This window comes from Maridesulfovibrio sp. FT414, from assembly GCF_050916235.1.
Taxonomy (GTDB): Bacteria; Desulfobacterota; Desulfovibrionia; order Desulfovibrionales; family Desulfovibrionaceae; genus Maridesulfovibrio.
Window position 1 is genome coordinate 77516 of the sequence record NZ_CP104854.1, and the last position, 22409, is coordinate 99924.

Below are 22409 nucleotides of genomic sequence, written 5' to 3' on the forward strand. Positions count from 1 at the left end.
AATCCTTCCTGCCATTACGTATGCAGCCAGCAGCGTATCCGGCGTCCATCTCTTTCCAGCAGTTGCGGCTCCTGCTCCCTGCACAGATCAAAGGCATGACTGCAACGCGGGTGAAAACGGCACCCTGACGGAAGATTGGTCAAAGCAGGTACATTGCCCGGCACTGGGATCAGTTCTGCGCGACTGCCAAGCCGAGGAACAGAAGCAAGCAAACCATGCGTATACGGATGCAATGGTTCCTTGAACATGTCGCCAAGCAATGCGGACTCTACCACCTGCCCGGCATACATGACCGCCACACGGGTCGCCACCCTCGCCACGACACCAAGGTCGTGGGTAATCAACAACAGTGAACCGTTCATGCGCTTCTTGAGGTCGTCAAGCAGGCGCAGAATCTGCGACTGGATGGTCACGTCAAGGGCGGTGGTGGGTTCGTCGGCAATCAGTATCTCCGGGGAACAGACCAAAGCCATGGCTATCATGACCCTTTGACGCATTCCGCCGCTCAACTCATGAGGAAAGTTCTCCACCCTGCTCTGCGGATTGGTAATGCCTACCAGCTTCAAGGCCTCAATAGCAGCCTCCCTTGCTTCACGGGCATCCATTTTCTTGTGCAGACGCAAAGTCTCACTAATCTGATCACCAATCCTGAAGACCGGATTCAGTGAAGTCATGGGCTCCTGAAATATCATGGAAAGCCGGTTTCCGCGGACTTTCTGCATCTCCTTATCATTTAACAGGAGAAGATCCTGCCCTCGGTACAGCACCTGCCCTTCGGTAATCCTGCCCGGGGGATCGGGAATCAGCCCCATTATAGAAAGAGCAAGAACCGTTTTTCCGCAGCCGGACTCACCGACAATAGCCAAAGTTTCTCCTTGCCCTAAGTCCAGACTGGCATTATCCACAGCCTTGACCACACCCGCATGGGTGGCAAAACAAGTGGTCAGATTCTTGATTTTTAAAATTGGTGCGGTCATAAACGATAAACCGTGTCCGTAGGATGAATTAATTTGCTGCCTGACTGAGCAGGATACACCTTGTTGCTGATCTGGAAAAAGTATGCTGTTTCTGTATCTCTCAGCAAAGTAGTAATTGAGATAACTGAAAAATTCAATCGACTTTGGAGTGTGTCAAGTGGATAAGATTGCTGTTATAGGCGGCGGACTGGCTGGCTGCGAATGTGCAATGCAGCTTGCCAAGGCAGAAATACCCGTTGATCTCTTTGAGATGAAACCCGAAAAATACTCGGAAGCTCATACCCTGCCCGGACTTGCCGAGCTGGTATGTTCCAACTCTCTGCGTTCCGGCGAGCTTAACACAGCCATCGGAGTGCTCAAGAGAGAAATGGAGACACTCGACTCCGTCATAATGAAAGCGGCCCACGAGTCCCGCGTGCCCGCAGGATCTGCACTTGCCGTTGACCGCGAAGTGTTCTCCGAAAAAGTCACCGGCATACTTGAGGCCAATGAGTTCATCACTATAATCCACCGCGAGATAACTTCCCTCGACGATCCTGAACTTGCCGGTTACACAAAAATCGTCGTTGCAGCAGGTCCGCTTGCCTCCCAGCCGCTGACCGAAAGCCTCATCTCCAAGCTAGGAGAGCAGCGCCTTTATTTCTACGACGCCATCGCCCCCATCGTCAGCCGCGATTCCGTGAACATGGACATCGCATTCTTCGGCTCCCGCTACAAACCGGAAGATGACGACTACCTGAACTGCCCCATGACCGAAGAGCAGTATTACGCCTTTCTTAAGGAACTCAAGACAGGTGAACGGGTTGTTCCGAGAGAATTCGAAAAAGAAATCCATTTCGAAGGCTGCCTGCCCATCGAGGAAATGGCCGATCGCGGAGATATGACCCTCACCTTCGGTCCCCTCAAACCTGTCGGGCTTATTGATCCGCGCACTGAACAACAGGCCCATGCCGTTGTACAGCTCCGGGCGGAGAACAAGGACAAGACCGCATTCAACCTCGTAGGTTTCCAGACAAAACTCAAATACCCGGAGCAGAAACGCATCTTCCGCATGATTCCCGGACTTGAAAAAGTAGAATTTCTGCGCCTCGGCTCTATTCACCGCAACACTTACGTGAATGCCCCCGAAGTACTTGATGAGCATCTGGCCCTCAAATCCGACCAACGCATACATCTTGCCGGACAGATAACCGGAGTGGAAGGCTACCTCGAATCAGCTGCCTGCGGGCTCTGGGTTGGCCTTATGCTCGCAGAACAGACCAAAGGCCACGAACTGCCCTCCCCACCCCAGGAAACTTCTCTCGGTGCTCTTCTGGGGCATCTGCGTGAGAAGGTCAAAAACTTCCAGCCGTCAAACGTACAGTTTGGCCTCATGCCCGACCTGAACAAGCGTGCTCCCAAACGCATGCGCAAAGAACTCTACGCCAAACGCGCCATGGAGATGTTCGACAAATGGAAAGCTGAGAATCTGTAGCCGGATTATTTATGTTCAAGGATGCCTCCGGTGGCATCATAGCTTTCAATACAACAGTTTACGCGTTCAAAAGTTTAAGGCCTCCGACATACCCTGCCGGAGGCCTTTTCATATCATTTAGAATGTCTGCTTGAACAGATCTTCGCTTGACCCTGTTCCGGGCTCGCCGGAATCACCGTCTGCGCCGGAAGCTGTTTTAGTTGGCTGCGTCCCTTCTTTGAACGGCAGGAAGTATGACTCCTCTGAAGACGGGCCAGCCAGAAGCCCGGTAGCCGCATCGATTTTTGCCATTACCACACCGTCAGGCTGTGTGAAGTCGGTATACGGATAATCCTCTTCAACCTTCATGCGATAGGACACCCAGATGGGGCTTGCTGCACGAGAACCGGTCTCCCACTTACCCATCGGGGTAAGCTGGTCGAAACCTACGAACACGCCGGTTACCAGATAAGGTGAGAAGCCCATATACCAGGCATCCTGCTCATTGTTGGTTGTACCGGTTTTACCGGCCACGGGTCGTTTGAGCACTTTTGCCCTCCATCCGGTTCCGTGCTGTACAACTTCCTTGAGCAGAGAACACATGATGTAAGCAGTCTGGGGGCTGATAGCTTCGGCTATTTCAGGTTTGGACTCATACATACGCTCACCCCATGCACTATCGACAGCAAGAACCATACGTGCCTTAACCCTAGTTCCGCCGCGGGCAAAAGTAGAGTAAGCCTCTACCATATTAAGCAGGGTCACAGATGCAGACCCCAAGGCGACAGACAGGTCATTGGGGAAGTCTGATTCGAGCCCCATATCCTTGGCCCGCTGAATGATTTTATCAATGCTCATCTTACGTGCAAGCCTGATGGTCACAAGGTTTCTTGATTTGACCAGTGCAGTGCGCAGCAGGGTCGGACCGTAAAATACACCTTCGAAGTTTTCAGGCTTCCAGAGCTTTCCAGCTTCCATATCGGTATAAACGAATGGAGCATCCATAAGGATCGAAGCCGGAGTAAACCCGCTGTCCATTGCGGTAGAATACACTATCGGCTTGAAGGCTGATCCGGGCTGGCGACTGGCCTGTGTTGCCCGGTTGAACTGGCTGTCGGAGAAGGCATATCCGCCGACCATGGCCAGAACCTCACCGTCTGTGGGGTCCATGGAAACAAGCGCTCCCTGAACTATGGGACGCTGAACCAATCCCACTTCCCAGCTTACGTCACCAAGGGAATCGGTATCAGGGTCAACCTGATTGAAGTTGACTTCACTTCCGTCCTTGAAGAAAGCCTTATCCAGTCTGGCCCATACAACATCGCCTTTCTTGAGGACCTTGGTTGCGTCCTGCTGCGGACGAACTTCATCCGTAGCTTTTGACGGGTCCGGGGTACGACACCACTTCATGGTGGCAACCGGCATTATGGCTTGATATTTGTTAAACTTAACCTCGGCTTCCTTCTTGCTAACCTTGGTTACCAGCACCTTGACCCATTTTCCGGGTCTGAGATCGGATTCCGGAACTATTTCTGAAGAAAGAAAATCGGCGTACTCTTCCGGCTTGAGTTCCAGAAGCGGACCGCGCCATCCACGACGGAAGGTGGAATCTTCCAATCCTTCCCTAACGGCGGCTTCCGCTGCATCCTGATGCTTAAGGTCGCAGGAAGTGTAAACATTGAGACCACCGTAATAAACGGTGTCCTCGCCGTACTTGTCTATAAGCCAGCGTCGGACTTCCTCAAGAAAATAGGGTCCATGCTTCCAAGAAGGATCTTCCATGCTCTTGTAGACCAGAGGCTGGTCAACGGCCATATTGTATTCATCACGGGTAATCCAGCCGTGTTCGTACATCTGTCCCAGCACGTAAAGCTGGCGAGCCCTGGCCTTTTCAGGATGCTTATAAGGATCATAGCGGCTGGGAGCCTGAGGCAGACCGGCCAGCAGCGCGCATTCAGCAATTGTCAGTTCACTTACGTGCTTGCCGAAATAAATTCGTGCGGCAGCCTCTACCCCGTAAGCACCGGCACCGAGATATATCTGGTTCAGATAAATGGTCAGGATTTCGTCCTTCTCCAGATAATGCTCAAGCCGGAAAGCAAGAATCGCTTCCTTTACCTTACGGGTATAACTTTTCTCAGGACTCAGGAGCAGGCGCTTGATAATCTGCTGGGTAATGGTACTGCCGCCCTGAGTTTTGGCACCGCTCTTCATGTTGGCAACAAATGCGCGGGAAATGGCAGTGAAATCAACACCGTCATGCTCGTAGAACGAGGCATCCTCTGCGGCAAGGAAAGCCTTAGGCAGAAGTGCTGTCATCTCATCCATGCGGACCAGAAATCTTTTTTCCTTGTAAAAATACCCCAGGACCTTTTTGTCACGCGTGTAAACAGTGGTCACAAGCGGCGGATTGTAATCGGTAATGTTCTTGAATCCGGGAAGATCCCTGGATGCCCAGTAATAAAGGCCTGCCATAGCTCCAATTCCCAGAAACCCCATTACGAGCACAACTATCAGAATAATCTTATATACTTTTTTCATATGCATAACTCGGCAGTCGACATTTGGTGCGCTCTGCGCTTAGTAAAAAACAAATCTCAGTCGGCCCTGAAAGCGTCTGCCAAAGCCCTGTTTACCAAGGCTCAATCAGGCTGTTACCGAATGGCAATTCTTCATGAAAACAATTTATCCGGCTGTACATCTTACGAAGCAATCCATAACATTCGTTTGCTGCAGCTGATCTTCACTTAATCTGCACTCACTCGGAATGCGCGGAAAACCCCCATGCTGTGCGCAGCTCAGCATGAAGCTGCCTGACCGCTACCTGCGATGTGCCCAATGCCGCAAACAGTTTTACCGGTCCCCGGTTTTCCTGCTGTGCGAGGCATCTCTCTATTTCAAGCAGGGTTATCCTGCCCTTCTCATCCGTCCAGAACGGGAACAGGCGGCAGTAAAAAGGCCGTGCCTGTTGCGGAATGCGGCAACCATCAGCCCCCAGAAAAACACACTTACCGGCTGAATCCACCTCAAGCCTGTAATGAGTACCTCCGGGAGGAAACACCTTTCGCACGGTTCTGCGCTGATCAGGAAACAATCTGAGCAGGTTTTCAATAAAAACGGCGGTGTTCGGCTGCAAAGCGAACCCGCCGGAATAGGGAACGCATTCACGAATGCGCTCCCTTTCATAATCGGATATCGGAAAACAAACTTCCTCAAGCCCGGGAGTTATCTCACAACATGTTGGCCCCTTGGCGGCACAGCGTGCGCAAACAAAAGGATCCTTCATAGGCAAAATGCTCCATTCTGCAGGGGGTTACTTGTTATCGTCTTCAAAACACATTTTTCCGTACCCGGAACAGGGCGGGATGGGATAATCGCCGTTGAAACAGGCCAGACAGTAGGAATCCCTGTCTTCCACTGAACTCAGCAGACCATCAATGGAAAGGTAGTGCAGGGAATCAAGGCCGAGGAAACGTGCAATTTCTTCTTCACTGCTGTTAGCGGCAATAAGCTCACCCTTGGAGGAAAAATCGATTCCGTAGTAGCAGGGGAAACGGATAGCCGGACAGCTAACCCTCATATGGATTTCACGTGCACCGAGTTCACGCAGTTTTTTGATTCTGGTACGGGTTGTGGTTCCACGCACAATGGAATCCTCAACAATCATGATCTTCTTGCCCTTGATCATGGATTTTACCGGGTTAAGTTTAACCCGGACGCTGAAATCGCGCATATCCTGAGAGGGCTGGATAAAAGTACGTCCTACGTAGTGGTTACGGATCATCGCCAGTTCAAGAGGAAGACCGGACTCCTGAGAATAACCTACAGCTGCGTAGTTTCCGGAATCAGGGAAAGGCATTACGAAATCAACGTCTACAGGCTGCTCGGTTGAAAGAACAGCACCCATTTTCTTGCGACGCTCGTAAACGACTTCACCGAATACGGTTGAGTCCGGGCGGGCGAAATAAATAAGCTCGAAAATGCACTGACGTCTCTGGGTAACTTCACTGTATGTGTAGGAAGTCAGCTTGCCACCTTCCACGACAACCATCTCGCCGGGATTGAGCGGACGAATTTCTTCAGCATCTATAAGATCGAAGGCGCAGGTTTCGGAAGCGAACACATAGTTATCGCCAACACGGCCCATTGCAAGAGGACGGAATCCGTGTGGGTCCTTCACAGCGATAAGCTTATTGTTGGCAAGAATCAGCAGAGAAAATGCGCCCTTAACCTTGCGGCAGGTCTTCATGATGGCATCTTCAATGGTGTTGCCGTTGAGATTCTTGGCGATGAGGTGGACAAAAACTTCGGAATCCATGGTGGTCTGGAAGATGGAACCCTGTGCTTCCAGCTCTTCGCGAAGTTCCTTGGTGTTAACAAGGTTTCCGTTGTGGGCAATAGCCAGACGCAGGTCGCCGAACCTTACGATGAAAGGCTGTGCGTTCCTGAGCAATGAAGCACCGGTGGTTGAGTAGCGGATATGACCGATGGAAATATCACCTTTCAATTCCTTGCCCAGATGACGTTCGTTAAAAACATCGGCAACAAGGCCCATACCTTTCTGCTCGCGGATTGATTCTCCGTCCCAGGTAACAATCCCGGCGGATTCCTGCCCGCGATGCTGCATGGCATAAAGTCCAAAATAAGTCATTCTGGCCGCTTCAGGATGCCCGTAGATACCGAACAATCCGCAATATTCTTTTTTCATCTTACCTGCTCTCGCAATGTATTTATTTTTTACGGCACCACTGCAGAGTGAAGCCGCTTTACCCCTCATGATATCAGAGAAAATCCTGTTTTCTTCGAATACCGGAGATGGAATCAGTTCATCAAAAGTGCAAAGCGATCAACCTGTAGTCAGGCAGAAACACCTGGCAACCTGCCTTAGGCGTATTAATAAAAGGAAAAGGACCGAAGCAGTTCTGCCCGGTCCGTTATTCCTGTTTTATGTACTTGCTACATGCCGTGATAGTGCTGCAGGCACTGCACGTCAAGTCCTTTGCCGCGTTGTTCCTTAATTGCCAGACTCATGGCATGGGCACCCGCGACAGTAGTTGTATAGGCCAATCCGTGCAGCAGCGTTTTCTGCCTGATCTCCTTGGAGTCAGTCACAGTGCTCTTATCGGACGGCGTGTTGATGAGAAGATCAATATCTCCGTTCTTGATGTAATCGACAACATGCGGTCGTCCTTCATGAACCTTGAGAATCTTCTCAGTAGTAATATTTCTTTCGTTCAGAAAGTCTGCAGTTCCTCCGGTAGCCAGAATCCTGAATCCCAGTTCATGGAAATTCCTGGCAGTTGGAACAATAGCCTCTTTATCACGATCTTTGACCGAGATAAAAACAGTCCCTTCAAGAGGCAACTTGAGCCCTGCACCAAGCTGAGCCTTCATAAAAGCAAGACCGGGAGTATAATCCATACCCATGACTTCACCTGTGGAACGCATTTCAGGCCCGAGCTTTACATCTACGTTGGGGAACCTGTTGAAGGGAAATACAGCTTCCTTGACGGAATAAAATCCTTCCTTGCGCTTGGACCAGGGGTCGAGGTCCTTAAGTTTTTCACCGAGCATGACCTTGGTTGCCATTTTGGCAAGCTGAATACCGGTGGCCTTACTTACAAAAGGAACAGTTCTGGATGCACGCGGGTTTACTTCAATGATATAAACCACATCGTCCTTTACAGCGAACTGGATGTTCATAAGACCGACGACTTCAAGCTCTTCGGCAAGTGCTACAGTCTGACGCTTGATTTCAGCAACGATTTCATCACTGAGGGTATGAGGAGGAAGCACACAGGCGGAGTCTCCGGAATGGATACCGGCTTCTTCGATGTGCTCCATGACACCTGCAACGTAGGTCTGCTCACCGTCGGAAAGGGCATCAACGTCTACCTCGGTTGCATTCTCAAGGAACTTGTCGATGAGAATGGGGTGCTCAGGGGATACGATTGCCGCTTCACGGAAGTAAGAATCGAACTCATCGTCGCTGTACACTATATCCATGCCTCGTCCGCCCAGAACGTAGGAAGGACGCAGGACCAGCGGATAACCTAAGGTTGCGGCAATTGCCTTGGCGTCATTAAGCGATCTGGCTGTTCCGTTGGCGGGCTGTTTAAGGTCAAGCTTTTTAAGCAGCGCCTGAAAGCGTTCCCTGTCTTCAGCACGGTCAATGGCATCGGGGGAAGTTCCTAGGATGTTGACGCCCGCCTTGAGCAGCGGAATGGCGAGGTTAAGCGGAGTCTGACCGCCAAACTGGACAATTACACCCTCGGGTTTCTCAAACTCGATTATGTTAAGCACATCTTCAAAAGTAAGAGGCTCGAAGTAGAGGCGGTCCGAAGTATCGTAGTCAGTTGATACTGTTTCCGGGTTGGAGTTGACCATAATGGACTTAACGCCCATTTCCTCAAGAGCAAATGCGGAGTGACAGCAGCAGTAGTCGAACTCGATCCCCTGCCCGATCCTGTTGGGACCGCCGCCGAGAATCATGACCTTACGGCCTTCCATCGGCTCAGCTTCCGATCCGGATTCATAAGTTGAGTAGAAATACGGGGTGTAGGCCTCGAATTCAGCTGCACAGGTATCAACCAGATAGTAAGTTGGAATCAGGCCGAGGTTCTTGCGGAAATTGCGGACACTCTGCTCGGTCTCACGCCACAGGATGGCAAGCTGGGGGTCGGAATATCCGAATTCTTTGGCTTTCTTGAACATTACGGGAACGCGGGCGTCTCCGGAGTACATACCGACTTCAAGAGTGAAAGTCTTGAGCTCTTCCTCAAAATTGACCACGTCCTCAAACTGGTGCAGGAACCAGGGGTCAATCTTGGTGATGTCGAAAATTTCCTCCAGAGTCATACCAGCAAGGAAAGCTTCACGCAGGAAGAAAATACGCTTGGAGTTGGGCTTGCGCAGCTTTCCAATAAGCTCGTCGCGCTCAATGTCACCCTTCTCAAATTTCTTTCCGAAACCGGGCATACCGACTTCAAGGGAACGCAGACCTTTCTGCAGACATTCCTTGAAGGTACGGCCAATGGCCATGGTTTCACCAACGCTCTTCATTGCAGTGGTCAGGTAATCCTCGGAACCGGGGAATTTTTCGAAAGTGAATCTGGGTATTTTGATCACGCAGTAGTCAATGGTAGGCTCAAAGGAGGCCATTGTCTCGCGGGTAATGTCGTTGGGAATTTCGTCCAAAGTGTAGCCGACAGCAAGCTTGGCCGCAATCTTGGCAATGGGGAAACCGGTTGCCTTGGAGGCCAGTGCGGAGGAACGGGAGACACGGGGGTTCATTTCAATAACCGCCAGCTCGCCATTAGCAGGGTTGACCGCAAACTGGACGTTGGAGCCACCGGTTTCAACACCTATTTCACGCATGATAGCAAGGGAGGCATCCCTCATCATCTGGTATTCGACATCGGTAAGGGTCTGTGCGGGGGCAACGGTGATGGAGTCCCCGGTATGTACGCCCATGGGATCGATGTTCTCGATGGAACAGATGATTACGCAGTTGTCCTTGCGGTCACGCATGACTTCAAGCTCGTATTCCTTCCAGCCGAGAATGGATTCTTCGAGCATTACTTCGCTCTGAAGGCTGGCAGTAATACCCTGCATGGCTATGAATTCAAGATCTTCCATGTTGTAGGCAACACCGCCACCGGTTCCGCCGAGAGTAAAGGCGGGACGGATGATGATGGGGAAACTTAGTTTCTTACCCCAGTAACGCACCTCATCAATATTACGGGCGATTCCGCTTGAAGGAACCTTGAGGCCGATCTTTTCCATGGCTGCACGGAAAAGTTCGCGGCTTTCCGCCTTTTCAATAACATCTACTGAAGCACCGATCAATTCGACGTTGAACTTCTCAAGCACTCCCGCTTCAGCTACAGCCAGAGCGGTGTTCAGAGCTGTCTGTCCGCCAAGGGTGGGCAGCAGAGCGTCAGGTCTTTCCTTTTCGATAATTTTGGCAACGGTTTCAGGTTCGATGGGTTCAATATAGGTTCGGTCCGCAAGGTGCGGATCAGTCATGATTGTCGCGGGGTTGGAATTGACGAGGATAACTTCGTATCCTTCTTCTTTAAGAGCTTTGAGAGCCTGAGTTCCGGAATAGTCGAACTCACAGGCCTGACCGATTACGATCGGCCCGGAGCCGATGAGCATAATTTTCTTGATATCAGTGCGTTTAGGCATGAACTCCACCCAAATAAAGGTTTGAGATATTGGCTGTGCTGTCCTGTTAATATCAGTTGCGGACTTCCATCCGCCCCATAGGACTTGTGAAGAGACGAGAAGATATAAATTATTATTCCAAGATGGGCAACCCCTCTGTTTTTACCATTATTTCCATCTTAACAACATCCCTGACATTGACAAAAACCATAACTGACTTTAAATATCAATTGCAATGAACGTACTATCAGACAACATAACTCCCAGACCCCTGTCATGCTTCGGAAACGGAGTAACTGTAAGGGTAACCAGCCTGGAAGGCGGCCGCTGCTGCCGGAGCAGGATGCTTTCACTCGGAATTATTCCGGGCACTATAATTAATGTTCTGAACAGCTGCGGAAGAATGACAATACAGGTACGTTCATCCCAGTACGCAATAGGTTGTGAAATGGCCGAAAAGATTATGGCTATTCCAATCTGCGACTGTTGCGACTGCACCAGATCAAAACCTTAGTCTTTGTTCCGAATATTAAGCCGGAGTTTCTGTCATGAGCACGAACTCAATGTGGAAATCCATCGAGATTCTCGGAGTTGACAGGTCCTACCTTTCCCAAACTCTTGTCGAAATGAAAAAAATGCACGACACGCTGCAAGGCTACTATGGAGCCTGGGCTAGCACACGTGATTCAGTCGACACAATGAATTCCATAAAAAGCTACAAGGAATTTGCTGAGCGTACCGAAGGACGGGTCATAAACATCGTCATAGATGGTGCAGATGTTCCATACGACCTTCCCCCTAAAAAGACCAAGGCCTGATTCCTCACTCTCCAATTGCCAATCCACCGCCATTCTGGCATTTTCCGTTCATGGAAAGCAAATATTCAAATGAAGAACGGATTGAGCGTCTTGAAACAGCACTTGCACTGCAGGACCAGACCATTGAGGAACTGAACAGGTTCATCATTGCCCAGCAGAAGCAAATCAACGATATCGAAAAAAAAATTAAACTGATGGCTGCCAGAATGAAGGATCTGAAGGAAGCAGTTGCTCACGCCACCCCTGTGGATGATGCACCTCCACCGCATTACGGACAGGTCTAGAATGAAAAAAGTCGACGTTCTCATCAACGCTTACGGCAAACCGTTTCAGACGGCACTTTCCCTGCTTTCGCTGATAAAACACAGCGGAAAATGGATCGACAGGATCTGGTTTGTCAGCGACCGCCCGGAGGAGACAAAGACACTTGGGCGGCAGTTTGTGCTTCATCTGCTGGACAACATTACAGTCTATGTGCCATCCGACTGGCGCTGGATCAACCATATTGATGAAAAACGGCTTACAGAAGATGACTACCGGCACTCAATCCGCTACCAGTACGGCTGGGAGCACAGCGACAAGGATTTCGCACTTGTCATCCATAATGATGTATATTTCAAAGGTGACGCGGCAGGAGTTCTCCTCGGTGTAATAGGAAACAGGATTGCCGCCGGGGAAATAGGGCTGTGCTGCCAATGCCCAGCCTTTCACCATAAGAAATGCTCGCCGGACAAATATCTGGAATTCCGCCCCACCCTCAAGGAATTCATTATGATGGCCAGTGACCCGAAAGGCTACATCCCCACTGATGTTTCAAGCTACATGGTCTGTCCTACACTGCGCAAAAATCCGTGGCCGTTGCCGTCCTGCCGGGTTAATGAGTGGTGCGCTCTCATCAACCTGAAGATAGCCCGCCCGCTTACTTCACCCTTCGGCCCGGCACGCCCCTTTGGAGCACATGTTTTTGAAGGAGTCATGCAGGAACCGAAGGAAGGCCAGAAGTGGCAGGAATTCAAAACCCACCTCGGTATAGTCTACGATACCGGCATGGCATGGTTCAGGGACGTGCATCACGCAGGTCAGACCTGCGCACATCAGGACCTTTCTGCCGTCATGGAACACTGGACCGGGCACAAGGCTCTCTTTGACACCAATCTCTACGAATCCAACGAACAAAGAGCCAAATCCATTCTGGAACAGGAATTCAGACTGAAATTCTCGTAACTACATTCCGACGCTACTTTTTCTTACACATGAAAAACTTTGTTGCGGGAGCCACAATCCTAGCCGGAACTCCACCCTTTACGTTCAGAGCCCAGTATATTTTATTCAATAAGAAATTTGACATACAGGTTTTCAGAAGCTATCAACCTGCAGTTAGTCAGCATATCACACGATCAAGACTAATTACAAAATACCCAATCAAAAAGGAGCTTCGATGGAAACCAGCAACGTAGGAACTCAAATGAAAGCTGCCCCTGCCGCAGCCAGTGTTGCAGCCCCCCTCATGGCAGACGCGTCATACGCCAAAGTAATTGTACGCGACGGTAAAATAACCGGCGTGGACCTGCCCTTCAAGGATGTATTCTGGCTTACCTTCAAAGTTGGTATTTCACTTATACCTGTCGGAATCCTGATCGGCATAATCTATACGATTATTTTTTCAGTTTTCAGCGGGATGATGATCGGACTAGGCTAGAATCACCCGACAATAATATTGTACAAGGCAGCAGGATTTCCCGCTGCCTTTTTTTTATACATTCAGCACTGCATCAACACAATAATCATCAAATTCCCGCTATTCCTTCACTGCCGCCATAATCCTGTAACAAAAACAACGTATCCGCTACATGAACGGATCAAGTTTCATAACACCTGGTCCATTGTACAAAAAAACAACTGCCACTGAAAACGGCCTGATTCCCGGGCCACAGGAGTTATTACTTTATGGATATGCAGCACCCCCTGAAAGTGTATGAAAATGAACTCGCCGACCTTCAGGGTCTGGTCCTTGACCTCGGCAACCTCGCCCTCGACCAGTTGACCAGAGCCATTGCCACCTATGAGAAAAATGATCCGGAAAAAGCGCAGGCAATAATAGATAGGGATCAGGAAGTGAATGAACTGGAGCGCAAAGTCGACCACATGTCGCTGATGATCGTGACCAAGATGGAACCCAAGGCCGGAGACCTGCGCTATATCCTCTCCAGCAGCAAGATCGCATCCGACCTTGAACGTATTGCCGACTATGCAAAAAGCATTGCCAAACGCGGTAAGCGCGGATTTGCCGAAGAGCACAGGCAACACCTTGGCTATGTCCAGCATATGGGCCGGGAACTCTGCGCCATGCTGCGCTATATTCTGGTAGCCTTCAAGGAACAGAGCGTCGAAAAAGCACTAGACGTATGGCACAGCGACAGCAACGTGGACGCGCTCTTCAAGGAAGCCGTGCTGGGCATGAAAAACTGCGTGTCGTCTGAAGAACTTGAGGGAACCGGATTCATCTCCCTGCTTTTCACCATGCGCTGCCTTGAGCGGGTCGGAGACCACATCACCAACATTGCCGAACACATTTATTTCATAAAATATGCCGAACACTTTTCCGGCAAGAAATAACCGAAAGAGTCAGCAACACATTTACAGGGGGCCGTACAGGTCCCCTTCATTTTTCACTCCCTTCACCCGACAACCTTATGGCACGCAACGCAATGCTGCATGTTCGGTCATTTCCCCTTTACACCGCATCAGCTTTTGAATAACCTGCCTTGCAGCTAGGGGCGCCGTTTGCTGGCTGAGATGGCTTGAAAGCCTGTCCCTTTGAACCTGATGCGGGTAATACCGCCGTAGGGAAGCTGAAAAAATAGATTTCACTTTCACATCTATTCTATTGGCTCGCCCTTCCGTGGTGAGCATTTTTTTTATGGAGCTCCGAAAAATGCTTATTACTCTGAACGGAAAGAATACCGAACTCGCCGACGGAATGACCATCCTCGATCTGCTCAAATCCAAAGAACTTACACCCGAAACAGTGGTTGTTGAACAGAACAGGGAAATCATCCCGGCGGATGCTTTCGGCAACACAGAAATCAACGACGGGGATCACCTCGAAGTACTGCGCTTTGTAGGCGGAGGTTAATGAAATGAATGATGATACCTTTGAACTCGGCGGCTTGAAATTCAACAGCCGTCTGCTGACCGGAACCGGTAAATACGCCGATGATTCCGTTATCCCTTCTGTATGTGATGCATCCGGATCGCAGATCATCACCGTGGCCCTGCGCCGGGTGGACTTCGAATCCGAGACCGGGAACGTAATGAACCACATACCCAGACACATGCAGCTCCTGCCCAACACCTCAGGTGCCCGCAATGCCGATGAAGCTGTGCGCATCGCCCGCCTTGCCAAGGCCATGGGCTGCGGAAACTGGATCAAGATCGAAGTAATCTCCGACAGCAAATACCTGCTGCCTGACGGTTACGAAACCGCAAAAGCCACTGAGATTCTAGCCAGCGAGGGTTTTGTGGTGCTGCCCTACGTAAACGCCGACCTCTACGTTGCCCGTTCACTGGTCGATGCCGGTGCCGCTGCGGTAATGCCCCTCGGCGCACCAATCGGCACCAACCGTGGCCTGCAGACCCGGGAAATGATCCGTATTCTGATTGATGAGATCAGCCTTCCCATCATCGTTGACGCCGGGATAGGGCGTCCTTCCGAAGCCTGCGAGGCTATGGAAATGGGTGCTGACGCCTGTCTGGTAAACACCGCCATCGCTACCGCAAGCGATCCGGTTCTCATGGCCAGAGCATTCGGACGCGCAGTAAAGGCCGGTCGCGAAGCATTCCTCTCCGGTCCCGGAGCAAAACACAGCCATGCAAAGGCATCCTCTCCACTGACCGGATTCCTGCACGAAGGATAAGACAATGAGCTTCTACCCCATCTGCGCCGAATACAACGACGCCCCGCTTGCCGAGCAATTCGGCTCCGTAACCGAACATGATGTCAGGCGCGCTCTTAACAAGACAACCGCAAGCCACGAAGACTTCCTTGCCCTGTTAAGCCCTGCGGCAATACCCTTTCTGGAAGAAATGGCCGCCAAGGCCAGCAGACTGACCATGCAGCACTTCGGCCGCACCATACAGCTGTTCACCCCGCTCTATCTGGCGAACTTCTGTACCAACAGATGCGTATACTGCGGCTTCAACACTAAAAACAGCATCCCCAGAAGCCAGCTTGAACCTGAGCAGGTGGAAGAGGAAGCAAAGGCCATTGCCGCCACCGGGCTCAAGCACCTGCTTATCCTGACCGGTGACGCACGGGCCAAATCATCCCCGGAATACATTAAAAACTGCGTAAGACTATTGAGCAAATACTTTCCGTCAGTTTCAATTGAAATATACGCCATGACCGAAGAAGAATATGCCGGGCTTGTAAAAGTCGGAGTGGACGGCATGACCATGTTTCAGGAAACCTACAACGAAGAGCTCTACCCGGAACTGCATCCCGCAGGCCCCAAAAACGACTACCGTTTCCGGCTGGATGCCCCGGAAAGAGCCTGCAAGGCCGGAATGCGCGTGGTAAACATCGGAGCCCTGCTGGGTCTTGATGACTGGCGGCATGATGCCCTCAAAACCGGCATTCATGCAGCCTACCTGCAGAACAAATACCCGGAAGTGGACATTGCCGTGTCACTGCCGCGCATGCGCACCCACGCCGGCAACTTCGAACCACGCTCCATCGTAACCGACACCGACCTTGTGCAGAACATGCTCGCCCTGCGCATCTTCCTGCCCCGCTGCGGAATCACTATCTCTACCCGCGAGGCCCCCTCTTTCCGAGAAAACATCCTGCCGTTGGGCGTAACCCGCATGTCCGCCGGGGTTTCCACCGAAGTCGGGGGACACAGCCAGAAAGGCGAAAAGGTCGGGCAGTTCGACATCAGCGACGAACGCAGTGTTGATGAGATGTGCAAAGTGCTGCGCGATCACGGCTACCAGCCCGTCTTCAAGGACTGGCATCCGCTGGGAGAAGCGTCTTGAACCGGACGGAACAGGGAATAGCCTCATATCTGGGCGAAGAGCGTCTGCGATACCTGCAGGGCATCCGCATCGGCATTGCCGGAGCAGGCGGACTAGGCTCCAACTGTGCAATGCACCTGTTACGCTGCGGATTCAAGATCTTCACCATCGCAGATTTTGACCGTGTGGAGGAATCCAACCTCAACCGCCAGCAGTACCGACTGGAACAGGTAGGGCAACCGAAGGTGGCTGCCCTTTACGACAACATGCGCGCAGTGAACCCGGACATCAGGCTTGATGCCCACATGCTCAGGGTTACACCAGCAAACATGCACGACATCTTCGCCCCCTGCGATGTCATCATTGAAGCCTTTGACGATGCGGCCGCAAAAAAGGTGCTGGTGGAAAAATACATGAACTCGGACAAGCTGCTAGTCTGTGCTTCCGGAATGGGCGGAACCGGCAACTCCGATGAAATGATCACCCGCAAGGTCCGTGACAACTTCTACATTGTCGGAGACATGAAAACCGAGTGCAACGCACAGACCCCGCCCTTTTCTCCAAGGGTAGGGATCGCCGCCGCCAAGCAGGCCGATGTTGTGCTGTCCTATTATCTCGACAAATTCGAATCGGAAAGGAGTTAGACTATGAGCGCAAGGGAAATAACCCGCAAAAACATCCTCGATACTGATATATACTGCCTGACCGCCCTGAAATTCTCCAAAGGACGCTCCAACATCGAAGTGGTCCGCGAGATGCTCGACAACGGTATCAAGCTGATCCAGTACCGGGAAAAGGAAATCAAGTCCGGACAGAAATACCGCGAGTGCATGGAAATCCGCAAAATGACCCGCGACGCCGGAGCAGCCTTCATCGTGAACGACGACATTGATCTCGCCATGATGGTAGAAGCCGACGGCATCCACATCGGTCAGGATGATTTCCCGGTACACGCCGTACGCAAGCTGGTCGGGGATAAAATGGCCATCGGCCTCTCAACCCATGCCCCGGAAGAAGCCCGCGCCGCAGTTGTGGCCGGAGTGGATTACATCGGGGTCGGGCCCATATTCCGCACTTTCACAAAGGACGACGTGGTTGATCCGGTAGGGTTCGAATATCTGGACTGGGTAGTCAAAAACATCGACATCCCCTTCGTGGCAATCGGCGGCATCAAGGAACACAATATAGCCGAAGTAATGAGCCGTGGGGCAAAATGCGTGGCACTTGTCACCGAAATCGTCGGAGCTGAAGACATCGGCGGGATGATTCGTGAGTTGCGTGCAGCAATGGGTTCCGCAAAATAGCTGTAGAGTTTATTCAGGTATGCAATGATAATCCCCGGACGGCTTTTGCTGTCCGGGGATTTTTTTGAGTGGTGGGTTAGAAGGGTTGGCCGTTGTTGATAAGAACATTTGTATTTGATCCTGATCCGGCTCCGAAAATCCTAATTTGACGAATGGAGCCGATTAATGCTCTGCGCAAGTCAGTATCAGTACTTTTCCATTTCAACACGCCATGACCATCTATTGTTTTTAACCCTGTATTAACAATCCCGAAAAGGAATAGCCTTGTAGAGCGAGGCGGAATAGCAAAATCCCCAACACCAGAAGAGAGCAATTTTCTGCTCGTTATCCCATATGACCCAGTATAAACCTGACCATGATTAGTAACATCATTACCATCATGGTCATAGACTGTAATTTTACAAGTAACTTCTTTATCGGTAATGTTGCTTAAACTAATAATATTATACCAGGAGGACGAAGGTCCTGTATAGCCAGCAGTAAGTCCGGGAAGTAAAACGATTCCCTGTGCAGCAAAATCATCTGCCATAGCCCCACCACTCATCATCAAAACCATTGCCATTGCCAATACGAATTTCATCAAAGCTTTCATATTATCTCCTTAACTAGTTGTTGTTTGCAAAATAGACACAGGACACGGCGATTTGCCTTGTCCTGTACGAAGTACTTTATAAATTAAAATGGTTGGCCGTTGTTGATAAGATCGGTTGTATTTGTATAACTAGACCCATCACATCTATGCTGCATAACTCCACCAATCAAAGCTTTTCGTGCTTTGGGATCATCAGACTGCCACTCAATCTCTGCATACCCAATGGTATGAAAGACGCTATTAGTGGTAAGATAAAACATTCTGGAAGAATGAGCCGGTATATCAAAATCACTTGTACCTAATGCAATTTGCACCCAATTTGCTCCACCCTTAACAACTCTGCTAAGATGAGTAATCGAGCTACCTTCAGAATCATATATATTTACCTTACACCGAACATTACTATCCGTTATATTTGTGAGAGTTATATAAGGAAGAGTCCAGCTCACTGGGCTAGCATAGTAAATAATCAGATTAGACATTAAAGCACTGCCCTGAGGGTAAAACGAGGACTGCGCCATAGCCCCACCACTCATCATCAAAACCATTGCCATTGCCAATACGAATTTCATCAAACCTTTCATAATATCTCCTTAACTAGTTGTTGTTTGCAAAATAGACACAGGACAAGGCGGTCTACCTTGTCCTGCCCGAAATAAATTCCAGATTAGAAAGGATTGCCGTTGTTCAAGAACTGCTCACCACCGTAAGCATGAATGGAGTTGGCAGTATGGAATCTCACAGAACCAACAAGAGCCTTCTGCTTCATGGGATCAGTTGATTTCCATTTAACAACACCGTACCCCATAATACGATTAGGAAGACCTCCTCTGGTAAATTCCATCATTCTAGTTGAATGAGCTGGAATCTCGAATACATTACCACCTGCACTTATATGTGCCCAGTTTACACCATCACTTGAGATTGAATATATATCACCATATCCAGAAACATTATTACCGTTTTGATCATAAAGTACTATGTCACATTGAATCGCACTATCGGTGATATTTGACAAATGAACTCTTGTAACTGTCCACTCTGCACTACTGCGATGCCCAACAACATGAGGAATCAGGCAAGTGCCCTGCGCAGCAAAATCCTCCGCCATAGCCCCGCCGCTCATCATCAAAACCATTGCCATTGCCAATACGAATTTCATTACTCGTTTCATCGCTTCTCCTTAAGCTTAGAACATAAAAAAAGCTGCCCGCACCAAACACGGACAGCGATTCCTAGAATCAAACAGAAAATATATTTCTAATCAAGACTTTTATAGAATCACACGCTTAACTTCACCAAGAACAAATTTATAGTCATAAATCAACTAAACTAATAATGCGTTACCATATATAATTAAATATATAAATTTAAAATTAACCCATTTAGCACCTACAATATTGTTACATCTTACAATGTACCAAATGTAGAAGTACGCGCCTGCCATTCCAACCAAATATTTTAGTAAGTATTATAAAACTGGCATCACTGCTTACTGTTTTCAATGATACGAAAACACCACCAAATTATTATCATATTAATTCATATTATATAACGTTTAGGCCATCTTTAACACCTCTAACATAGAGCAATCAAATCTTAATTATCATATTTTCGGATAAACACCACTACAACCAATCCTCACAACCGATTGGACTCGTTTGTACTTTTATGATTTCTAATTATCCCACCTGATGTTTATAGCTGAATATACAGGTTTTTTATGCTCAAATTAACAGGATGGGAATCTGATGGATTTAAAACCGTTCATTTCTTTTTCTGAATACGCCATTGCCGAACTGGATGAATGGAACAGACAGGGAGGAAAGATCGCCGGTGTATACTGCATCTACGCTCCCAACGAGCTTATCCGGGCCGCCGGTATTGTCCCGGTAAGCCTCTGTGGGAAAAAACAGACCCCTATCCGCGATGCGGAGAAGGACCTGCCTGCCAGCTTCTGCCCGCTCATTAAATCCAGTTACGGCTACGCCGTTACCGATACCTGCCCATTTTTCGGATTTTCCGACTTCATCATTGCCGAGACCACCTGTGACGGCAAAAAAAAGATGTATGAACTGATGAAGGAGATAAGGCCGCTCCATCTCATGCACCTGCCCCACACTCAGAACAGCCCGGCAGCACTGGAATACTGGATAAGCGGACTACGGGAACTTGAAGAATTCCTTTATGCCCAGTCCGGCAGCAAAATCACCGAATCAGCCCTGAAAGCTGAAATCAGGCTCCAGAATGAAATCCGCAAAGAGCTTTATGACCTGATGATCCTCGCTGCTGACCGCCGCTCTCCCCTTACGGCCCGTGAAATTCTGGCTGTGCAGGAAAGCAAGAGCTTTTCTGTTTATCCGGAGACCTATCTGGATCAACTGCGCAAACTCAAATCCGAACTCGAAGAATACTATACCCGTACCGACCTCACAGAGAAAAAAGGGGTGCGAATCCTCCTGACCGGATGTCCGGTGGGCAAGGGTTCTGAAAAGGCAGTAACCATTGCCGAAGAACTGGGGGCCCACGTGGTGTGCATGGAAAACTGTTCAGGCCTTAAAGGTCTGACCCTGCCTGTTGATGAGGAAGGTGATCCTTACGAGGCCATTGCCCGCCGCTACCTGCAGGTTCCCTGCTCATGCATGACCCCCAACCACGGCAGGGAGGAATCCATTCGCGAACTTGCCGCGGTTTATGAGGTGGACGCAATCATCGACCTCACCTGGATCGGCTGCCATACCTACAATGCGGAATCCACCACCCTTGGCAGATTCGTTGAAAGGGAAATGGGGCTGCCCTTCCTTCATATAGAGACCGACTACTCTGAATCAGATGCTGAACAGCTTCGTACACGCATTGAGGCTTTTATGGAGCTGGCCGAATAACCAAACCAGGAGGAAAGTGATGAGATCGATACCTAACTGTTTCAGAGGACTGTGTGTCCTCACGGTGCTGCTGGGGCTTGTGCTCAGTGCAGGGATTGCGCAGGCTAAACAGAGCCCGCCCAGCCTTTACATGGGCTACGTCTTCACCACCCACCACACCCCGCTGATGGTAGCAGCCATCAAGGGAAGTGAATTCAAGGAGTGCGGAGCCTATTTTGAAGAGATGGTTCCCAAACAGAAGTACAAGCTGATTTCAAAGGACGGCTCCACTCTGGCAGTGATCAACCTGATCGTGTCCAAGAGCGGTTCTGAAACCTCAACCCTGTTCGCGATGAACCGCCTTGACCTCGGCCTTGCTTCCAGCACAGCCTTCATGAGCGGAGTCGACAAGGGAACCAAAATCAAGATTCTCTGCCCCATGCATGTGGACGGCATGAGCATGGTCTTCCCTGCCGACAGCAAAATCAACGGCTGGGACGATGTCGCGGAAGCCATCAAGAACTCCAAAACCCCGCTCAAGCTGGGTTATCATTCCCCTACCAGTGCACCCAGAATCGTATTTGAAGGTGCGCTGCACAAGGCCGGTTACAAAATCACCGACAACCCCAACAATGCCGATGCCGACATTCTCATGGTCGACCTCAAATCAACATCCAACCTGATTCCTGCCCTGCTCGGCAAACAGGTTGACTGCTGGGTTGGACCTGCTCCGCATCCCGTAGTAGCCGAGTACAAACACGTAGGACACATCGGTCTTGATTCAAGGGATCTTCCCCCCGCAGGACACTGGACCGACTTCCCCTGTTGCGTAATGGGAGCAAACGAAGCACTCATTTCAGAGAATCCCGCTGTGGTTCAGGGCATGACCGACCTCATGACCGCCGCTTCCGAATGGAGCAACAGCCACAAGAAAGACTCCGCAAAGATCGCTGCCGAATGGATCGGAGTCCCGGCTGAAGCAGTTGAGAAATCCACCATCATCTACACCACCAACCCCACAGAGAACTGGCTGAACGGTGAAGCCCAGTTCCTCGCCATGCTCAACAGCATGAAGAAGCTCAAGGGGCAGATGAAAGATGTTGATATCAAAACAGCTTCTCCGCTTCTCTTCGACTTCACATTCGTCAACAACAGCCTTGGTAAATAACAGCTAAAAAAAAGGGCGGAACGCCTAGTTCCGCCCTGTCCATATTCA

Annotated in this window: 22 protein-coding genes and 1 riboswitch; of the genes, 14 read left to right on the plus strand and 8 right to left on the minus strand. The window is 50.1% G+C overall.

The window, feature by feature from the left end; all coding sequences use genetic code 11:
- Positions 1-14 precede the first annotated feature (14 nt).
- Positions 15-977: an ABC transporter ATP-binding protein gene (locus N7E73_RS00365; protein WP_432736666.1), complete on the minus strand. Its 963-nt coding sequence runs from the start codon at positions 975-977 to the stop codon at positions 15-17.
- Between the two features lie 157 nt (positions 978-1134).
- Here N7E73_RS00365 and trmFO point away from each other — a divergent pair, with 157 nt between their 5' ends.
- On the plus strand, positions 1135-2451 hold the full coding sequence (gene trmFO, locus N7E73_RS00370; protein WP_432736667.1) for a methylenetetrahydrofolate--tRNA-(uracil(54)-C(5))-methyltransferase (FADH(2)-oxidizing) TrmFO: 1317 nt from the start codon (positions 1135-1137) through the stop codon (positions 2449-2451).
- Between the two features lie 117 nt (positions 2452-2568).
- Here the strand turns inward: trmFO and N7E73_RS00375 are convergent, their stop codons facing one another.
- The 4 genes from N7E73_RS00375 to carB all read right to left on the minus strand — a co-directional run bounded on the left by N7E73_RS00375 (position 2569) and on the right by carB (position 10620).
- Positions 2569-4971, minus strand: coding sequence for a penicillin-binding protein 1A (locus N7E73_RS00375; RefSeq protein WP_432736669.1), 2403 nt, complete (start codon positions 4969-4971; stop codon positions 2569-2571).
- A 217-nt stretch (positions 4972-5188) separates the two neighbouring features.
- Positions 5189-5716, minus strand: a complete 528-nt coding sequence (locus N7E73_RS00380) for a YkgJ family cysteine cluster protein (protein ID WP_432736671.1) — start codon at positions 5714-5716, stop codon at positions 5189-5191.
- A 27-nt stretch (positions 5717-5743) separates the two neighbouring features.
- Positions 5744-7138 (minus strand): amidophosphoribosyltransferase, encoded by a 1395-nt coding sequence (gene purF / locus N7E73_RS00385; RefSeq protein WP_432736672.1) that lies wholly within the window; start codon positions 7136-7138, stop codon positions 5744-5746.
- Between the two features lie 248 nt (positions 7139-7386).
- Positions 7387-10620: a carbamoyl-phosphate synthase large subunit gene (gene carB / locus N7E73_RS00390; RefSeq protein WP_432736674.1), complete on the minus strand. Its 3234-nt coding sequence runs from the start codon at positions 10618-10620 to the stop codon at positions 7387-7389.
- Between the two features lie 214 nt (positions 10621-10834).
- Between carB and N7E73_RS00395 the strand changes: the two genes are divergently transcribed.
- The 11 genes from N7E73_RS00395 to thiE all read left to right on the plus strand — a co-directional run bounded on the left by N7E73_RS00395 (position 10835) and on the right by thiE (position 17737).
- Positions 10835-11113 carry a FeoA family protein gene (locus N7E73_RS00395; protein WP_432736676.1) on the plus strand — a complete coding sequence of 93 codons (279 nt, stop codon included), beginning with the start codon at positions 10835-10837 and terminating at the stop codon, positions 11111-11113.
- A 34-nt stretch (positions 11114-11147) separates the two neighbouring features.
- Positions 11148-11417: a hypothetical protein gene (locus N7E73_RS00400; protein ID WP_432736678.1), complete on the plus strand. Its 270-nt coding sequence runs from the start codon at positions 11148-11150 to the stop codon at positions 11415-11417.
- A 50-nt stretch (positions 11418-11467) separates the two neighbouring features.
- Entirely contained in the window at positions 11468-11701 is a 234-nt protein-coding gene (locus N7E73_RS00405) for a SlyX family protein (protein ID WP_432736680.1), read from the plus strand.
- Position 11702: 1 nt separating this feature from the next.
- The gene (locus N7E73_RS00410) at positions 11703-12641 is read left to right on the plus strand and encodes a hypothetical protein (RefSeq protein WP_432736681.1); all 939 of its coding nucleotides are present in this window, start codon (positions 11703-11705) and stop codon (positions 12639-12641) included.
- 214 nt (positions 12642-12855) lie between these two features.
- A complete protein-coding gene (locus N7E73_RS00415; protein WP_432736683.1) occupies positions 12856-13116 on the plus strand; it encodes a hypothetical protein in 261 nt (86 codons plus the stop codon).
- Positions 13117-13364: 248 nt separating this feature from the next.
- Positions 13365-14033 carry a phosphate signaling complex protein PhoU gene (phoU, locus tag N7E73_RS00420; RefSeq protein ID WP_432736684.1) on the plus strand — a complete coding sequence of 223 codons (669 nt, stop codon included), beginning with the start codon at positions 13365-13367 and terminating at the stop codon, positions 14031-14033.
- A 147-nt stretch (positions 14034-14180) separates the two neighbouring features.
- Positions 14181-14284: riboswitch (TPP riboswitch) on the plus strand.
- A gap of 68 nt (positions 14285-14352) precedes the next feature.
- Complete coding sequence (gene thiS, locus N7E73_RS00425) at positions 14353-14553, plus strand: sulfur carrier protein ThiS (RefSeq protein ID WP_432736685.1); 201 nt, start codon at positions 14353-14355, stop codon at positions 14551-14553.
- 4 nt (positions 14554-14557) lie between these two features.
- The gene (locus N7E73_RS00430) at positions 14558-15334 is read left to right on the plus strand and encodes a thiazole synthase (protein ID WP_432736687.1); all 777 of its coding nucleotides are present in this window, start codon (positions 14558-14560) and stop codon (positions 15332-15334) included.
- A 4-nt stretch (positions 15335-15338) separates the two neighbouring features.
- Positions 15339-16454, plus strand: coding sequence for a 2-iminoacetate synthase ThiH (thiH, locus tag N7E73_RS00435; RefSeq protein WP_432736689.1), 1116 nt, complete (start codon positions 15339-15341; stop codon positions 16452-16454).
- Positions 16451-17077, plus strand: a complete 627-nt coding sequence (gene thiF / locus N7E73_RS00440; RefSeq protein WP_432736691.1) for a sulfur carrier protein ThiS adenylyltransferase ThiF — start codon at positions 16451-16453, stop codon at positions 17075-17077. Before thiH ends, thiF begins: the two co-directional genes overlap by 4 nt.
- Positions 17078-17080: 3 nt before the next feature.
- Complete coding sequence (thiE, locus tag N7E73_RS00445) at positions 17081-17737, plus strand: thiamine phosphate synthase (RefSeq protein ID WP_432736694.1); 657 nt, start codon at positions 17081-17083, stop codon at positions 17735-17737.
- 76 nt (positions 17738-17813) lie between these two features.
- On the opposite strand, the gene N7E73_RS00450 is transcribed toward thiE, so the two are convergent.
- The 3 genes from N7E73_RS00450 to N7E73_RS00460 all read right to left on the minus strand — a co-directional run bounded on the left by N7E73_RS00450 (position 17814) and on the right by N7E73_RS00460 (position 19503).
- Entirely contained in the window at positions 17814-18329 is a 516-nt protein-coding gene (locus N7E73_RS00450) for a hypothetical protein (RefSeq protein ID WP_432736695.1), read from the minus strand.
- 83 nt (positions 18330-18412) lie between these two features.
- Positions 18413-18913, minus strand: a complete 501-nt coding sequence (locus N7E73_RS00455) for a hypothetical protein (RefSeq protein WP_432736697.1) — start codon at positions 18911-18913, stop codon at positions 18413-18415.
- An 83-nt stretch (positions 18914-18996) separates the two neighbouring features.
- Complete coding sequence (locus N7E73_RS00460; protein WP_432736698.1) at positions 18997-19503, minus strand: hypothetical protein; 507 nt, start codon at positions 19501-19503, stop codon at positions 18997-18999.
- A gap of 577 nt (positions 19504-20080) precedes the next feature.
- On the opposite strand from N7E73_RS00460, the gene N7E73_RS00465 reads away from it, so the two are divergent.
- Both N7E73_RS00465 and N7E73_RS00470 read left to right on the plus strand, forming a co-directional pair.
- Positions 20081-21214, plus strand: a complete 1134-nt coding sequence (locus tag N7E73_RS00465) for a double-cubane-cluster-containing anaerobic reductase (RefSeq protein ID WP_432736700.1) — start codon at positions 20081-20083, stop codon at positions 21212-21214.
- Positions 21215-21233: 19 nt separating this feature from the next.
- Complete coding sequence (locus N7E73_RS00470) at positions 21234-22361, plus strand: CmpA/NrtA family ABC transporter substrate-binding protein (RefSeq protein ID WP_432736702.1); 1128 nt, start codon at positions 21234-21236, stop codon at positions 22359-22361.
- Positions 22362-22409 lie beyond the last annotated feature (48 nt).

What these genes read in the sequence shown, in the direction of transcription:
- N7E73_RS00470 (WP_432736702.1), top strand. Translation starts at nt 21,234, where the DNA reads ATGAGATCGATACCTAACTGTTTCAGAGGACTGTGTGTCCTCACGGTG.
- N7E73_RS00380 (WP_432736671.1), bottom strand. Translation starts at nt 5,716, where the DNA reads ATGAAGGATCCTTTTGTTTGCGCACGCTGTGCCGCCAAGGGGCCAACA.
- N7E73_RS00460 (WP_432736698.1), bottom strand. Translation starts at nt 19,503, where the DNA reads ATGAAACGAGTAATGAAATTCGTATTGGCAATGGCAATGGTTTTGATG.
- N7E73_RS00430 (WP_432736687.1), top strand. Translation starts at nt 14,558, where the DNA reads ATGAATGATGATACCTTTGAACTCGGCGGCTTGAAATTCAACAGCCGT.
- phoU (WP_432736684.1), top strand. Translation starts at nt 13,365, where the DNA reads ATGGATATGCAGCACCCCCTGAAAGTGTATGAAAATGAACTCGCCGAC.
- thiS (WP_432736685.1), top strand. Translation starts at nt 14,353, where the DNA reads ATGCTTATTACTCTGAACGGAAAGAATACCGAACTCGCCGACGGAATG.
- purF (WP_432736672.1), bottom strand. Translation starts at nt 7,138, where the DNA reads ATGAAAAAAGAATATTGCGGATTGTTCGGTATCTACGGGCATCCTGAA.
- thiE (WP_432736694.1), top strand. Translation starts at nt 17,081, where the DNA reads ATGAGCGCAAGGGAAATAACCCGCAAAAACATCCTCGATACTGATATA.
- N7E73_RS00415 (WP_432736683.1), top strand. Translation starts at nt 12,856, where the DNA reads ATGGAAACCAGCAACGTAGGAACTCAAATGAAAGCTGCCCCTGCCGCA.
- N7E73_RS00455 (WP_432736697.1), bottom strand. Translation starts at nt 18,913, where the DNA reads ATGAAAGGTTTGATGAAATTCGTATTGGCAATGGCAATGGTTTTGATG.
- N7E73_RS00410 (WP_432736681.1), top strand. Translation starts at nt 11,703, where the DNA reads ATGAAAAAAGTCGACGTTCTCATCAACGCTTACGGCAAACCGTTTCAG.
- thiH (WP_432736689.1), top strand. Translation starts at nt 15,339, where the DNA reads ATGAGCTTCTACCCCATCTGCGCCGAATACAACGACGCCCCGCTTGCC.
- N7E73_RS00465 (WP_432736700.1), top strand. Translation starts at nt 20,081, where the DNA reads ATGGATTTAAAACCGTTCATTTCTTTTTCTGAATACGCCATTGCCGAA.
- N7E73_RS00395 (WP_432736676.1), top strand. Translation starts at nt 10,835, where the DNA reads ATGAACGTACTATCAGACAACATAACTCCCAGACCCCTGTCATGCTTC.
- N7E73_RS00450 (WP_432736695.1), bottom strand. Translation starts at nt 18,329, where the DNA reads ATGAAAGCTTTGATGAAATTCGTATTGGCAATGGCAATGGTTTTGATG.
- N7E73_RS00375 (WP_432736669.1), bottom strand. Translation starts at nt 4,971, where the DNA reads ATGAAAAAAGTATATAAGATTATTCTGATAGTTGTGCTCGTAATGGGG.
- N7E73_RS00365 (WP_432736666.1), bottom strand. Translation starts at nt 977, where the DNA reads ATGACCGCACCAATTTTAAAAATCAAGAATCTGACCACTTGTTTTGCC.
- N7E73_RS00400 (WP_432736678.1), top strand. Translation starts at nt 11,148, where the DNA reads ATGAGCACGAACTCAATGTGGAAATCCATCGAGATTCTCGGAGTTGAC.
- N7E73_RS00405 (WP_432736680.1), top strand. Translation starts at nt 11,468, where the DNA reads ATGGAAAGCAAATATTCAAATGAAGAACGGATTGAGCGTCTTGAAACA.
- carB (WP_432736674.1), bottom strand. Translation starts at nt 10,620, where the DNA reads ATGCCTAAACGCACTGATATCAAGAAAATTATGCTCATCGGCTCCGGG.